General features: G+C 31.9%; 16 protein-coding genes. 13 read left to right on the top strand and 3 right to left on the bottom strand.

Translation table 11 applies throughout. The features are described from left to right. Positions 1 to 2: 2 nt before the first annotated feature. The gene (locus tag CHB81_RS24915) at positions 3 to 674 is read right to left on the bottom strand and encodes a TatD family hydrolase (RefSeq protein ID WP_089354525.1); all 672 of its coding nucleotides are present in this window, start codon (positions 672 to 674) and stop codon (positions 3 to 5) included. Then, positions 674 to 1,273: a DUF1684 domain-containing protein gene (locus CHB81_RS24910; RefSeq protein ID WP_089354524.1), complete on the bottom strand. Its 600-nt coding sequence runs from the start codon at positions 1,271 to 1,273 to the stop codon at positions 674 to 676. The genes CHB81_RS24915 and CHB81_RS24910 overlap by 1 nt, the downstream gene beginning before the upstream one ends. Before the next feature lie 98 nt (positions 1,274 to 1,371). On the opposite strand from CHB81_RS24910, the gene CHB81_RS24905 reads away from it, so the two are divergent. From CHB81_RS24905 to CHB81_RS24870, 8 genes are all read left to right on the top strand, one after another. After that, positions 1,372 to 2,589 (top strand): MFS transporter, encoded by a 1,218-nt coding sequence (locus CHB81_RS24905; protein WP_089354523.1) that lies wholly within the window; start codon positions 1,372 to 1,374, stop codon positions 2,587 to 2,589. A gap of 298 nt (positions 2,590 to 2,887) precedes the next feature. Further along, on the top strand, positions 2,888 to 3,256 hold the full coding sequence (locus CHB81_RS24900) for a BlaI/MecI/CopY family transcriptional regulator (protein ID WP_089354522.1): 369 nt from the start codon (positions 2,888 to 2,890) through the stop codon (positions 3,254 to 3,256). 6 nt (positions 3,257 to 3,262) lie between these two features. Beyond that, positions 3,263 to 4,846, top strand: coding sequence for a M56 family metallopeptidase (locus CHB81_RS24895; RefSeq protein ID WP_089354521.1), 1,584 nt, complete (start codon positions 3,263 to 3,265; stop codon positions 4,844 to 4,846). Between the two features lie 27 nt (positions 4,847 to 4,873). Continuing rightward, a complete protein-coding gene (locus tag CHB81_RS24890; RefSeq protein WP_089354520.1) occupies positions 4,874 to 5,242 on the top strand; it encodes a BlaI/MecI/CopY family transcriptional regulator in 369 nt (122 codons plus the stop codon). Between the two features lie 5 nt (positions 5,243 to 5,247). After that, positions 5,248 to 7,005: a M56 family metallopeptidase gene (locus CHB81_RS24885; RefSeq protein ID WP_089354519.1), complete on the top strand. Its 1,758-nt coding sequence runs from the start codon at positions 5,248 to 5,250 to the stop codon at positions 7,003 to 7,005. Positions 7,006 to 7,117: 112 nt separating this feature from the next. Continuing rightward, positions 7,118 to 8,557, top strand: coding sequence for a serine hydrolase (locus CHB81_RS24880; RefSeq protein ID WP_089354518.1), 1,440 nt, complete (start codon positions 7,118 to 7,120; stop codon positions 8,555 to 8,557). A gap of 88 nt (positions 8,558 to 8,645) precedes the next feature. Continuing rightward, positions 8,646 to 8,786: an SsrA-binding protein gene (locus CHB81_RS24875; RefSeq protein WP_089354517.1), complete on the top strand. Its 141-nt coding sequence runs from the start codon at positions 8,646 to 8,648 to the stop codon at positions 8,784 to 8,786. Between the two features lie 108 nt (positions 8,787 to 8,894). Further along, positions 8,895 to 9,740: a DMT family transporter gene (locus CHB81_RS24870; protein WP_089354516.1), complete on the top strand. Its 846-nt coding sequence runs from the start codon at positions 8,895 to 8,897 to the stop codon at positions 9,738 to 9,740. Positions 9,741 to 10,108: 368 nt separating this feature from the next. Here CHB81_RS24870 and CHB81_RS24865 read toward each other — a convergent pair whose 3' ends face one another. After that, positions 10,109 to 10,663: a fasciclin domain-containing protein gene (locus CHB81_RS24865; RefSeq protein WP_089354515.1), complete on the bottom strand. Its 555-nt coding sequence runs from the start codon at positions 10,661 to 10,663 to the stop codon at positions 10,109 to 10,111. 212 nt (positions 10,664 to 10,875) lie between these two features. Here CHB81_RS24865 and CHB81_RS24860 point away from each other — a divergent pair, with 212 nt between their 5' ends. The 5 genes from CHB81_RS24860 to CHB81_RS24840 all read left to right on the top strand — a co-directional run. Beyond that, entirely contained in the window at positions 10,876 to 11,400 is a 525-nt protein-coding gene (locus CHB81_RS24860) for a biopolymer transporter ExbD (protein ID WP_089354514.1), read from the top strand. A 13-nt stretch (positions 11,401 to 11,413) separates the two neighbouring features. Beyond that, positions 11,414 to 11,938: a biopolymer transporter ExbD gene (locus tag CHB81_RS24855; protein WP_089354513.1), complete on the top strand. Its 525-nt coding sequence runs from the start codon at positions 11,414 to 11,416 to the stop codon at positions 11,936 to 11,938. Between the two features lie 12 nt (positions 11,939 to 11,950). Further along, positions 11,951 to 12,490 (top strand): biopolymer transporter ExbD, encoded by a 540-nt coding sequence (locus tag CHB81_RS24850; protein ID WP_089354512.1) that lies wholly within the window; start codon positions 11,951 to 11,953, stop codon positions 12,488 to 12,490. Positions 12,491 to 12,501: 11 nt separating this feature from the next. Next, a complete protein-coding gene (locus tag CHB81_RS24845; RefSeq protein WP_089354511.1) occupies positions 12,502 to 13,029 on the top strand; it encodes a biopolymer transporter ExbD in 528 nt (175 codons plus the stop codon). Between the two features lie 303 nt (positions 13,030 to 13,332). Further along, positions 13,333 to 13,612 (top strand): transposase (locus tag CHB81_RS24840; RefSeq protein ID WP_141130457.1); only part of this gene is annotated, 280 nt, incomplete at its 3' end.

Here is a 13,612-nt window from a genome sequence, read left to right as displayed (position 1 = left end):
GTTTAAATTGTTTCATGTTTCAAGTTATTGTCCTGAAACACCTTATTGAAATTACTTGAGATAATCTCTTGTAATTCTTTGATTGTTATATTTTTATATTCTGATGCTAAATCATAAACCTGCTGAATATTTTCTTCAATTGTATCTGTTTCCAGAAAAAAACGATTGCTTGGAATTTCTTTAAAAACCGTTTTCAATTCAGGATTTCTCAGTAAATATTTTCCAAACGAAATATAAAATCCAGCTTTGATTAATTGTTCTGCAATTTGACTGTTTTTCGAAAATCCGTGAATAATCATTGGCACAGAAATCTTCATTTTTTTTCTGATTGCAATCACTTCCTGAAAAGCCGCAACACAATGAATTACGACCGGTTTTTGGTACTTTTCGGCTAAAGTCAATTGCTTTTCAAAAACTATGATTTGCTGTTCCAGCGGAATTTCGATTCGTTTATCTAAACCACATTCGCCAAGGGCAAGACAATTTTTAGTTTGCAATTTGTCTTCAATAATTTTCAAATCGGCATCAACTTGGTCTTCCTTAATATACCAAGGATGAATCCCTATCGAATAATACGGAATCGAAGTATCAAATTCTTGCGGATATTGATTGACCAATTCCAATATATTGGACTGATTTGTAAATTGATGCGTATGAAAATTAAAAAAATCCATTAATGAAAAGTTTTTACTCCCGCTTTAATTTCTACTTTCAAATCGTTTTCTAAAGGAACAAGCGGACAAGAATATTTATGATTGTAAGCGCAATATGGATTGTATGCCTGATTAAAATCTACTGCAATTGTATTCCCTTTTGGAATTTTCAAATCAATATATCTTCCACCAATATAACTTTCTTTACCACTTGTAAGATCTGAGAAAGGTAAAAACAAATGATCTTTATATTCCTTTGTTTTCGAAAGTTCAATGTTTCTGTATACATTCAATTTCAAATCAACACCGTCTATTGTGAAATATAATGTTCCGTATTTAATATATTTTGGAGTTCTTGTTCCTGTTGTTTTCATTTCAAAAACTTTCTCATCTTGTGCTTTTTCAAATTTTGCCACAACAAAATATTTACCTGATGTTGGGAAAAAATCCAAAGTTTTAAATCCTTTTAGGTCTTCAGCCATCAACGGACTTGTCTTTGCATCAGCATATTCCGAATTTATTTTACTCTGGAATTTTTTGACCTCATTCTGATCAAATTTCTTTTGGCTAAAGCCGAAATTAAAAACCAATATTAAAACAAGTATAATAGAATTTTTCATCTTGGAAATTTTCAGCAAAAATAGTTTAAAAGTAACAATGAGACAACCACTCTACGTGACAAAGTTTCCTAACTTTGTTGCAAATAACTTATTTTACAATGCTCAAAACTGCTTTTAACCACTACATCAACAATTTTAAAGGATTTTCAAGAGAAATTTGGATACTTACAATAGTTACTTTTATCAATCGTGCCGGAACGATGGTGCTTCCCTTTTTATCAAAATACTTAAAAGAAGACCTTCATTTTACTTATAATCAAGTAGGTTGGATTATGGTTGCATTTGGTCTGGGATCGATGTTAGGTTCGTGGCTGGGCGGAAAATTATCAGATAAAATCGGGTTTTACAAAATCATGATTTTTAGTTTATTTACCAGTGGAGTCTCACTTTTCTTTGTACAATATATTACGACATTTTGGGCGCTTTGCGTTGCGATGTTTATTTTAATGACCATTGCAGATATGTTTAGACCGGCGATGTTTGTTTCGTTAGGTGCCTATGCAAAACCCGAAAATAGGACGCGAGCCTTGACTCTGGTACGTCTAGCAGTAAATCTTGGTTTTGCCGCAGGACCAGCTTTAGGAGGTTTGATTATTATGGGAATTGGTTATTCTGGTTTATTCTGGGTTGATGGTGCGTCGTGTATTATCTCTATTTCCATATTTGCGTTATTAGTTAAAGAGAAGAAAAAAGTGGTCCATGAGGATAAAATGGAGAGTGCTTCAGAAATAAAATCGGTATTTCACGATAAAATCTTTTGGGTCTTTTTGTTTGTGAGCTTCGTTACGGCAATGATTTTCTTTCAGCTTTTTACAACTTTACCACTATATCATAATGAGAAATTTGGTTTATCAGAGTTCCAAACGGGATTATTAATGACTCTAAACGGACTTTTAATCTTTGCCTTAGAAATGCCAACGGTTGGTTTTATGGAAAGAAAAGGTTTCCCGAAAATAAAAATCATTATTCTGGGATCATTTATTATGGCGCTAAGTTTCTTTCTGTTACTTATTAATGTTTGGGCCGGAATCTTAGTTATTAGTATGATTTGCATATCAATTGGAGAGATTTTGACTTTTCCTTTTTCGAATGCTTTTGCTTTAAGTCGAGCTCCAAAAGGTCAGGAAGGTCGTTATATGGCACTCTATACAATGAGTTTTAGTTTAGCTCATATTATAAGCTCTAAAGTTGGCTTCGAAATTATTTCCCGCTTAGGTTATCAAATGAACTGGTTGTTTATGGCTTGTATTGGAGTATTTGCTACACTTTGCTGCTTTTGGATTAAAAAAGCTCTACTCCATGAGAAAATTCGTTAAGTGCTATTCAATATAAACTGGTGAAATTTTACCGCGAAGTTCGCTAAGTTTTTTTATTTATTGCTACTTATTACAAACACAAAGTTCGCAAAGCTATATCCTCACAGCTTTGCGAACTCTGCGTTTATGTGCATATTAATGCATAAAACACATTGCGGGCTTTGCGGTTAAAATAAACGCATTGTAAGCAAATTTTCTATGCTTCAAAATCAATCAAACGTATTTTTTAGTTAAATAACTACTTTTATAGTTGTGTAACTAGAAAAATAGTTGTAGATTTGAATTAAAATTAGAAAACATGCAAAAGTTAACCAACAAAGAAGAAGAAATCATGCACATTTTATGGAGGCTAAAAAAAGCTTTTGTAAAAGAGATTCAGGCTGAAATAACTGAGGATCAACCGCATTACAATACTCTTTCGACTATTGTGCGTAATCTTGAAGAAAAAGGTTTTGTGGGACATAATGCTTTTGGAAACACACATCAATATTATCCTGCCGTTACGCTCGAAGCTTATAGTAAAAAGTTTATGAATACCGCTATTGATAATTTCTTTAATAGTTCTTATAAAAATATGGTATCCTTTTTTGCTAAAGAAGAAAAGATTTCTGCTGCCGAATTACGCGAAATCCTTGCTATGATTGAAACTCCAAAAGAAGATAAATAATTGTTTATGGAAGCACTTTTTATATTCATAGCAAAATCAAGCGGATTGATAATTTTGTTCTTTTTAGCGTATCATTTTTTATTACGTAAAGAAACTTTTTTCAATAGTAACAGATGGTTTTTATTGGCTGGTTTAATAACTTCTGTTGTAATGCCTTTTTTGGTTTACACCAAAGTAGTCTGGATTAACCCTACTCCTGCTTCAAATATGAATTATACGGCGCTTTATCCTTTAAACACAGAAAATAATGCTTTTGAAGTAAATTGGAATCTTGTCATTATTGCTGTTTATAGTATTGGTTTCCTTGGTTTCTTAATCAAATTTGGGATCGATTTCTACAGTTTAAATTCTATTATAAAAGGAAAAAAAATACAACAACAAGCCGATTTTAAATTTATAGATGTAAAAGAAAACATTGCTCCTTTCTCCTATTTTGATTATATCGTTTACAACTCATCAATGTACACGGCATCAGAATTAGAGAGTATTCTGGAACATGAAAAAGTTCACAGCGATCAAAATCATACTGTAGACGTTCTTGTTTCGAGAGTATTCTGTATGTTGTTTTGGTTCAATCCAATCATATGGTTTTACAAAAAAGCAATTGTTCAAAATCTTGAATTCATTGCTGATAGTGAAGCTGCCAAGAAAATAGCCGACAAAAAAGCGTATCAATACACACTTTTAAAAATAACAACACACCAATCATGTGTTGCAATCACCAATCATTTTTATCAATCATTAATCAAAAAACGAATCGTTATGTTAAACAAAAATCAATCAAAAAAGAGTAATTCATGGAAGTATTATGTTGTAATTCCAGCTCTTGCGGCGTTTGTGCTTTTATTTCAGGTGGAAGTAATTGCAAAGGAGAAAAAAGGAACTGTTGTTGAAGTTTCTAAAAAAGAAATTAAATCTGTTGATATTTTCACAATCAATAAAACTACTACAGATCAGGAATTAAAAGTTATTGCCGAAAAACTAAAACTAAATCACAATGTCGATTTTACAATTGCAGAATTAAAACGAAATTCTCAAAACGAACTAGTTGCAATAAAAGTACATGCAAAAATTGGTGAAGGGCAAGAGCAGGAATATGAGGTTCTTGGTGATAAAGGCATTAAAGATTGCGGATTTATGATTGTAACTCAGGATGATGGTTCTAAAAAAATCAGCTTAGTTGCAAATAACCAAATTGGTGATTCTAGAGCCAATGATAAAACAAAAAAAATTGAAATAGTAAAAGTTCAAAACTCTAAAACTAACACTAATGTTGACACTAATTCTAATACTAGCACAAAAACTGATTGCAATGTTAGTACCACTACTTCTACTGTTGTAAGTACTAATGGAAACGTAAATACAAATGTTACTGTAACTAATAAAAACGGACAGCAAACTATTAAAATTAACTCTGATCCATTATATATTATCGACGGAGTTGTAATTGGTCATATAAGTGCTGAAGAATCAAATTCTATAAACCCTGGCAGTATCAAAGCAATAAATGTTTTAAAAAGTCCTGAAGCTATTGCTAAATATGGCGATGAAGGTTCAAATGGAGCCGTTATTATCGAAATGAAAAATTAATTTGAATTGCATTTAAAAACTAAAATTATGCAAAAGCTAACCAACAAAGAAGAAGAAATCATGCATATTTTATGGAAGCTTAAAAAAGCTTTTGTAAAAGAGATTCAAACAGAAATTACCGAAGATCAACCGCATTACAATACCCTTTCGACTATTGTTCGTAATCTTGAAGAAAAAGGTTATGTAGGACATCAGGCTTTTGGAAATACACATCAATATCATCCAGTTGTAAGTATTGAAGAATACAGTAAAGGTTTTATGAGTACGGCAATTGATAATTACTTCAATAGTTCTTATAAAAGTATGGTTTCATTTTTTGCCAAAGAAGAAAAAATTTCGGCAGCAGAATTACGCGAAATACTGGCAATGATTGAAATTCCTCAAGAAGTAAAATAATCGTTATGGAAGCACTTTTTATTTTTATCGCAAAATCAAGTGGGTTACTATTATTGTTTTACTGTGCTTATTATTTTTTACTGCGCAAAGAAACTTTTTTTAACAGCAGCAGATGGTTCTTGTTGGCCGGATTAATAACCTCTATTGTATTGCCTTTTTTGGTTTATACTAAAGTAGTTTGGATTGACCCGGTTACAATGCCTGTTTCTGATATGAATTATTCTCGAGCTTATATTCCGCAGCATGCAATCATACAGGAATCTTTTGAGATTAACTGGAATTATGTTTTTCTTGCTATTTATTGCATCGGTTTTCTTGCTTTAATTATAAAGTTTGCACTTGATTTTTATAGTTTAAATTCCGTTTTAAAAGGTAAAAAAATACACCAACAAGCTGATTTCAAGTTTATAGATATTCATGAGAACATTGCTCCTTTTTCTTATTTTGATTATATCGTATACAACTCATCAATGTATACAGCCTCAGAATTAGAAAATATTATTGAGCATGAAAAAGTGCATAGCGATCAAAATCATACTATAGATGTTTTGATTTCAAGAGTTTTTTGCGTCCTTTTTTGGTTCAATCCAATTATCTGGTTGTACAAAAAGGCGATACTTCAAAATCTTGAATTCATTGCAGACAGTGAAGCTGCCAAAAAAATATCAGACAAAAAAGCGTATCAATACACGCTTTTAAAAATCACAACACACGAATCATGTGTTGCAATTACCAATCATTTTTATCAATCATTAATCAAAAAACGAATTGTCATGTTAAACAAAAATCAATCAAAAAAAAGGAATTATTGGAAGTACTACGCTATACTTCCGGCACTTGTTGCCTTTGTACTGTTGTTTCAAATTAAAACTATCGCACAAGAGAAAAATCAGCCTAAGGAAATTTCTAAAACTAATGACTCAGATGATATTTATAACATTACCAAAAATACAACTGATCAGGAATTAAAAGTAATGGCCGAGAAGCTAAAAAAGAATCATGGTGCAGATGTTGCTGTTTCTAATATAAAGAGAAACTCTAAAAACGAATTAATCCGAATTAAAGTCAACATTAAGCAAGGAACAAAAGAAGTTCAAACCATTGAAATTGATGGTGACGAAGCTATAGAAAGCTTTGGAATCTCTGTTTCAACTGAGAAGAATGGCATTAAAAAAATTGGTGTTGTTACAGATACAGAGAATAATAAGTCAACTAATTATGAAGATCGTGTAGCGGAAATCGAAAGCTACAACGACTCGGATAGATTGACCCCTCCGGTTCCTCCTACGCCTCCAGCAACACCAGAATTACAGCCGGCACCAGTTGCTCCGGTAATGCCAGTATTGCCACAGGACTTAGAGCTTCCGGCTCCGCCAAATATGTCAAATATGCCAAAACCTCCTGTTCTGCCAAAAAACATTAAGGACAAAGTGGCTATGAAAGATTTCGACAAAAAGATGGCAGAATTTCAGAAAAAAATGGACGCATTTCAACCAAAATTGGATGCTTATCAAGATCAGGTAGAAGACATTATGTCAAAACGTGAACCTGTTTATGATAAAGAAATGAAAAAGTATGAAATTGCTATGGAGAAATTTGGTGCAGAAATGGATAAATATGGTGCATATATTGAGCAGCAACTTGGAGGAGATTTCGAAAAGAAAATGGAGCAATTTGAAAAAGATATGAAGGTTTATGAGCAAAATATGAAAGCTCATGAAAAAAATATGAGAAAAGTGGAGAGAGACATTAAAAAATCTTAAATCCCAATAAATCATATTTAGAAACTTCATTTAGAGATAAAACCAGTGTATATAACACTGGTTTTTTAATTTATTATAAAACGAAAAGCATTAACATTAATACCCTGCCAAAATGAAAAAATCAATCTTACTATTTTTAATTGGAATTACCTTTTCTTGCGCAGCGCAACAAACTACTTCTTTTTCTGAAAAGCAAATACTGCTACTAATGGATAAAAGTGCCGGAGTTTTAATGGAAAACTCAAAGGCAAATTCTGTCTCAATTGGCATTGTAAAAGACGGTAAAACCTATACGAAGCATTATGGAGAAATTGACAAAGACAAAAACAATCAGGCAAACAATAATACGGTTTTTGAAGTCGCTTCGATCACTAAATTGTTTACCGGATTATTGATGGCACAAGCAGTTTTTGAACATAAAATAAATCTTAATGATGACATTAGAAAATACATAACAGGTTCTTATCCTAATTTAGAATATGAGGGAAAACCTATCAGAATTAAAGATTTGGTTTCATTTAGAACCGGCTTCAACAAAGATTTACCCGATACCTCAGAATTAAGAAAAAATCCGAACGACAGTAGTTATATTGGCTTTAAAAAACTAGATGATTCTTATTCACGAGAAAAATTCTTTCAGGATCTAAAAACAATAAAATTAGATACTTTACCGGGAACGAAATTTAAATATAGCAACGGAAGTGTTCAATTGGCAGCGCATATACTCGAAAATATTTATCATAAGAATTATGAGACATTATTAAAAGAAAATATCCTGTCTAAATTAAATATGACATCAACAGTTTTAAATCCTGATAAAAATACAGTTATTGCCAACGGTTATAATGGCAAAAAATTAATGCCAAATATCTCAGACAATCTCTGGGGAGCAGCCGGATATTTAAAATCTACTTTAGATGATCTGACTAAATTCATTGCTTTTGAATTAAATACCCAAAATAAAATAGTTTTGGAATCTCAAAGGAATCTTCTGGATTCTGATAGTGATTGGAACGGTTATTTCTGGGATGGGATTCAAGTGGATAATAATGGCCGAAACTGCTGGAAACATGGCGGCGCTTTTGGGACACAAAACATGTTTTTGGTTTATCCGGAGCGAAATTTAGGAATTTCAATAATCGTAAATATCAGTAATGAAAAGACTTCAAATGCATTGGGAAATGCCATAGTAAATTTGTCTAATGAATTACTGGCTAAAGCCGATGACAAAAACGAAACTTACGGCTATTCAGCTACTTCTGACGCTATAGTATTTAGATATGTTCATGATAAATCACTTGATGCAAATTTGGTAAAAAGTGTTTCAATCGCTGGTTCTTTTGACAATTGGAATCCAAAGGATAAAAACTATAAAATGATTCGAAGAAACAAAAACACATTTGAGCTATCGGTTCCTAAAAGTCAATTTGAAAAAGATAAGATCAATATCTTCAAATTTGTAATTAATGAAACTGGTTGGATTCAGGCTCCAAAAAATGCCTCAAACGTAGAGAATGGACCTGACAAGAATTTGATTCTAAAAACGGAATAAACATTTAATATTCAATAGTAAACCACCCAAAAAGACTTTGCACAACCGCAAGGTCTTTTTTCATATCTTTGCCAAAAATTAACCTGCGATGTACAAAATTTTAGCTAAAATCAATAAAATTCTTTTACCGAGTTTTACCAAACAAGGTTTGGATATTTCGAAAGCAAAAAAATGGCAAATGGCAATTATAGGTTACCGGGCTTTTGTTACAAAACGGGCTTTACAATAATATAAAATATCTTTTTAGTAGTTGAACTTAGTTTCAGCACACTTTCTTCTTAAGAGATAAAAGATGTTTCATTCCCGATGCATTTTATTATCTCATTTTACAGTTCTCATGAAAAATAAAGAATTCAATATACCTCCTATTTACGCAGTACTTTTAGCAATTATTAGTGTACAATGTGGTGCCGCAATTGCAAAAACCTTATTTCCTGCAATTGGAGCCGCAGGAACAGCATCGATCCGAATTGGAGTTTCGGCTATAATTTTACTCCTTGCCTACAGACCAAATTTAAGGGAAATTACTCCTGACCAATGGAAAATTGTTGTTCCATACGGTTTAACTTTAGGAGCAATGAATTTGATTTTTTATATGGCGATCGAAAGAATCCCAATTGGACTCGCAGTAACTTTAGAATTTATAGGTCCGTTATTGGTAGCTATAATTGGTTCAAAACGTTTAATCGATTATTGTTGGGTTCTCCTTGCAGCAGTTGGAATTGTACTTATAGCGCCTTGGTCAAGTAATAATATCGATTCATTAGGGGTTTTATATGCACTTTTAGCAGGTGCGCTTTGGGCAACGTATATCGTTCTGGGCGGAAAAGTTTCTAAAATAATGCATGGCGGTCAGGCAGTTGCAACCGGAATGTTGTTTGGAGCGATTCTTATTCTTCCGTTTGGTTTTTACGAAAACGGATTGTCAAATCTCACTCCAAAACTTCTTGGAATGGGTGTTGCTTTAGCGCTTTTATCAAGTGCGATTCCGTTTACACTAGAGATGAAAGCTCTAGGTCAGCTTCCTCCCCGTACTTTCAGTATTTTAATGAGCTTAGAACCTGCAGCTGCAGCAATTTGCGCTTTTATATTCTTGCAGGAAAATTTAAGTTTTTATGAAATTTTGGCTGTGGCTTGTGTTGTTGTTGCTTCTGCAGGATCAACTTTGACTGCCAAAAGATAAGTTTTTTTTTTTAGAAATTCTAATTATTAATCCTGAAGCCTCAGGTAATGTCATTAAGTTAAGCTTTTAGAGAATAAAATCCGTTTTTATCCGTGTTTTTACGAAGTAAATCTGTTTTATCCGCGTCAAAATTAGACGCTGATTTTACTGATTTGCTAAAGCGAAAACGCTGATAAAAACGGATTTTTCTAATTATTATCTTGATTAAACTGTTAAGTCATTTTATAGATTCCTCCTTAACTTAATAACATTACTGAAAGCCTCGGGACCAAGTTTCAACTTTTATTTTTTTGAAACTCTAATAAAATTCCAATCTATAAAAATGAGGATTTGGAATTTTATTTTTTTTTGGAATTTTCCAAACAGTATTACATTTTTGGCAACAATACAGTATCAACTACATGAATTACACCATTCGATTGGTTTACGTCAGCAATTGTAACTTTAGCTTTGTTTCCGCTTTCGTCGCTAATGTAAAGATCTTTTCCTTGCATCCACGCTGTTATCGTACCACCACTCACCGTTTTAATACTTGCTTTACCTTTACCTGCTTTAATTGCTTTGGCAATATCAGATGCATTCCATTTTCCTGCTACAACATGATAGGTTAAGATCGTTTGCAATGTTTTAATGTTTTCAGGTTTTAATAATGTATCGACAGTTCCTGCAGGTAATTTTGCAAAAGCTTCGTTTGTTGGAGCAAAAACAGTAAAAGGACCTTTGCCTTGCAATGTCTCTACTAAACCTGCAGCTTTTACAGCAGCAACCAATGTTGTATGATCTTTTGAGTTTACGGCATTTTCAATAATATTTTTGTTTGGATACATTGCGGCTCCACCAACCATTACAGTTTTTTGTGCGAATGATGTAAAACCAAATCCAAGTGCTAAAATTGCTGCGGCTAAAAATTTTCTAGTTTTCATAATAAATGTTTTAAGTTATAAGCTCATTTACGCCATAACAATCGTTTTGGTTTTAGCAAAAAAAATAAAAAGAGGATTTTTTATTGAATATCCTTAAAAACACATTGTGAAACAAGGCTTTAATACTGAAATTTATTTTTAATTATTTTTAAAATCCAGTATATTATTTTGTTAATTTTATTGTTAACTTTATTGAAAAATGGATTAATTATATGAAAAGTTTACAAGAGAAAGAAAAGAATAAAAATAAATCTCTAAAGATTATCGGAATTGCGATTGCAACTATTTCTCTTTTGTTTATAGTTTTTTTTATAGCTCTATCAAAATTGACTGAACCAAAAGCTATGACTATAAGTTTGACTGAAACTAATGAGCAACTAAACCAAACGAAATTTGATAAAAGCAATACTGAATTAATTACGATCTTATTGGGTGAAAACAATAGAATAATTTATTATATGGGAGCATTAGGGTCTCCTGTGATTTCCCCAAAAGAAACAAAGTATGGGAAAAACGGAATCCATAGAGAATTAACCCTGCAAAATAAAAACTTACTTAAAAATTCATCTAAACTTACCGAGCCTAAAAAACTATTTGTAATTATCAAACCTGGTACAAAATCAACTAATAAAAATTTAATTGACATTTTAGATGAAATGATAATTACCAATACTCATAATTATGCCATCGTAAAAGATTTTACACCAGAAGAGGAAAAATTATTAGCTTCTAAATAAAAACATTTGAAACATGGAAAACCTGCCTAAAAAAGTAAGAAGTAAAAAGCTAAGTACAAGAGTTGATTTGACTGCAATGGTTAGTGTTTCTTTCTTGTTGATTATATTTTTTATGGTTACGATTGAGTTGGCGAAACCAAAAGCTGTAAGCTTAAGTTTACCGGACAATGGTGAAGGAACCATCATTTGCGGAACACATGAAGGTGAAAACAGATCAATAACTATAATTTTAGGTGAAAACAATAAATTGATATATTATATGGGGCTTTTAGAATCTCCAATGATTGCTCCAAAAGAAATTAAATATGGCAGAGAGGGAATCCGAAAAGAATTATTGAAAAGAAAAAATAGTTTACTTAAATACGCTTCAAAAGGTCTGAAACCTGAAAGTATAGTTATAATTATAAAGCCTACTAAAAAGTCTAATTTTAAAAATTTAATTGACATTTTAGATGAAATGACTATTGCGAATATTGGAACTTACGCCGTTGTAAACGACTTTAGTCCTGAAGAGACAAAATTATTAGCTTCTAATTAAAACATTTCAAACATGGAAAATCTACCTAAAAAAGTAAGAAGTAAAAAATTAAGTACAAAAGTCGATTTGACTGCAATGGTTAGCGTTTCTTTTTTGTTGATTATATTTTTTATGGTTACGATTGAATTGGCGAAGCCTAAAATTGTTGACTTAAATTTGCCTCAAAGATATTGCGATGAGGACTGGAATGGTGTTATCACTTGCGGTGTTGGCATGAGTAATCGCATCGTAACGCTCTTACTAGACGACAACAATAAAATAATTACCTATTCAGGTTTGCTGTCTTCCCCATTGGACGGCCCAAAAGAAATTAATTTTGACGAAAACGGTATTCGCAAAGAAGTATTTCTTAAAAAGAAACAAATACAAGAATACATGACAGCTATAGGAAAACCTAAAAGTGGCGTTATTGTAATTATCAAGCCAAGTAAAAAATGTAACTATAAAAATTTAGTTGATATTCTTGACGAAATGGCAATTGCAAAAATTGATACTTATGTTATTGTAAATGAATTCACTTCAGAAGAAACAAAATTATTAGCCTCTAATTAAGCCTTTCAAACATGGAAAATTTACCAAAAAAAGTTAGAAGTAAAAAGCTCAGTACAAGAGTTGATTTGACCGCAATGGTTAGCGTTTCATTCTTGTTGATTATATTTTTTATGGTGACAATTGAGTTAGCGAAGCCAAAAGCAATGGAGTTAGATTTCCCGGATCATGGATGTTGTGACTGTATACCCCGTTATGCTGAGGAAAATAGATCGGTTACAATTTTACTGGATAAAAATGATAAAATAACCTACTTTATTGGTCTTTTAGAAAACCCTGTAAAGAAGCCTGAAAAAATTGCATATGGCAAGGAAGGAATACATAAAGAGTTATTAAAATATAACAATGCTGTTTTAGATTATTCTAAAAAGCATGGTATAAAAAATGAAAGAGGCATAACCGTAATTATTAAACCAAGTAAAAAATCTAATTATAGTAACTTGGTTGAGATTCTTGACGAAATGAAAATAACCGGAATAAAATCTTACGCAATTGTTGATTATTATACTCCTGAAGAAGAAAAGTTATTGGCTATAAAATGACCAATCTTGGCATTCCGATTTCTAGATAAAAGCTAATTTCTATTCGTTTCAATGGATTAATCCCGAAGCCTCGGAACGTTGTTACAATATAAATTAAATCATTTCTTCGGAATTTTTTGAGAAGTGCCGAAAGAACAAAATATGTGGTTTACTTCGTCTGTTTGCTATCGTGCAGGTCTCCCTTCGATCTGAAATAACAAGATCGCAACGGCAAAATGAAACCTGACAAACAAAAAACTAAAATAAAAAAAAGTCCCGCATGAACTGCCCCCAAAAAGTTAGACACTATTTGGGGGCATTTTTATGGAAAGAAAAGTAAAATATAATTATGAGTTTAAACTTCGTTGTGTTCAGGAAGTTCTAAAAAATAATTATTCAATTCGCTCAGTTGCAAAAGAGAATAATTTTACTGAGAGTAATCTCAGAAAGTGGATTAACCTTTATAAGCATTATGGTAACGAAGGTCTTTTGCCTAAAATGAATCAATATTACAGCATTGATTTTAAACTTAAAGTATTAAAAAAAATTCAGAAGAAGTCTTTATCTTTGATTGAAGCCTGTTTTGTTTTTAATATACCAAGTG

Origin of the sequence: Flavobacterium sp. ov086 (assembly GCF_900187965.1) — a bacterium.
Lineage (GTDB): Bacteria > Bacteroidota > Bacteroidia > Flavobacteriales > Flavobacteriaceae > Flavobacterium.
This window is presented reverse-complemented; position numbering and strand designations above follow the sequence as displayed.

Excerpts from the sequence above, each read along its gene's own strand:
- CHB81_RS24915 (WP_089354525.1), bottom strand. The coding sequence starts at position 674 with ATGGATTTTTTTAATTTTCATACGCATCAATTTACAAATCAGTCCAAT.
- CHB81_RS24910 (WP_089354524.1), bottom strand. The coding sequence starts at position 1,273 with ATGAAAAATTCTATTATACTTGTTTTAATATTGGTTTTTAATTTCGGC.
- CHB81_RS24905 (WP_089354523.1), top strand. The coding sequence starts at position 1,372 with ATGCTCAAAACTGCTTTTAACCACTACATCAACAATTTTAAAGGATTT.
- CHB81_RS24900 (WP_089354522.1), top strand. The coding sequence starts at position 2,888 with ATGCAAAAGTTAACCAACAAAGAAGAAGAAATCATGCACATTTTATGG.
- CHB81_RS24895 (WP_089354521.1), top strand. The coding sequence starts at position 3,263 with ATGGAAGCACTTTTTATATTCATAGCAAAATCAAGCGGATTGATAATT.
- CHB81_RS24890 (WP_089354520.1), top strand. The coding sequence starts at position 4,874 with ATGCAAAAGCTAACCAACAAAGAAGAAGAAATCATGCATATTTTATGG.
- CHB81_RS24885 (WP_089354519.1), top strand. The coding sequence starts at position 5,248 with ATGGAAGCACTTTTTATTTTTATCGCAAAATCAAGTGGGTTACTATTA.
- CHB81_RS24880 (WP_089354518.1), top strand. The coding sequence starts at position 7,118 with ATGAAAAAATCAATCTTACTATTTTTAATTGGAATTACCTTTTCTTGC.
- CHB81_RS24875 (WP_089354517.1), top strand. The coding sequence starts at position 8,646 with ATGTACAAAATTTTAGCTAAAATCAATAAAATTCTTTTACCGAGTTTT.
- CHB81_RS24870 (WP_089354516.1), top strand. The coding sequence starts at position 8,895 with ATGAAAAATAAAGAATTCAATATACCTCCTATTTACGCAGTACTTTTA.
- CHB81_RS24865 (WP_089354515.1), bottom strand. The coding sequence starts at position 10,663 with ATGAAAACTAGAAAATTTTTAGCCGCAGCAATTTTAGCACTTGGATTT.
- CHB81_RS24860 (WP_089354514.1), top strand. The coding sequence starts at position 10,876 with ATGAAAAGTTTACAAGAGAAAGAAAAGAATAAAAATAAATCTCTAAAG.
- CHB81_RS24855 (WP_089354513.1), top strand. The coding sequence starts at position 11,414 with ATGGAAAACCTGCCTAAAAAAGTAAGAAGTAAAAAGCTAAGTACAAGA.
- CHB81_RS24850 (WP_089354512.1), top strand. The coding sequence starts at position 11,951 with ATGGAAAATCTACCTAAAAAAGTAAGAAGTAAAAAATTAAGTACAAAA.
- CHB81_RS24845 (WP_089354511.1), top strand. The coding sequence starts at position 12,502 with ATGGAAAATTTACCAAAAAAAGTTAGAAGTAAAAAGCTCAGTACAAGA.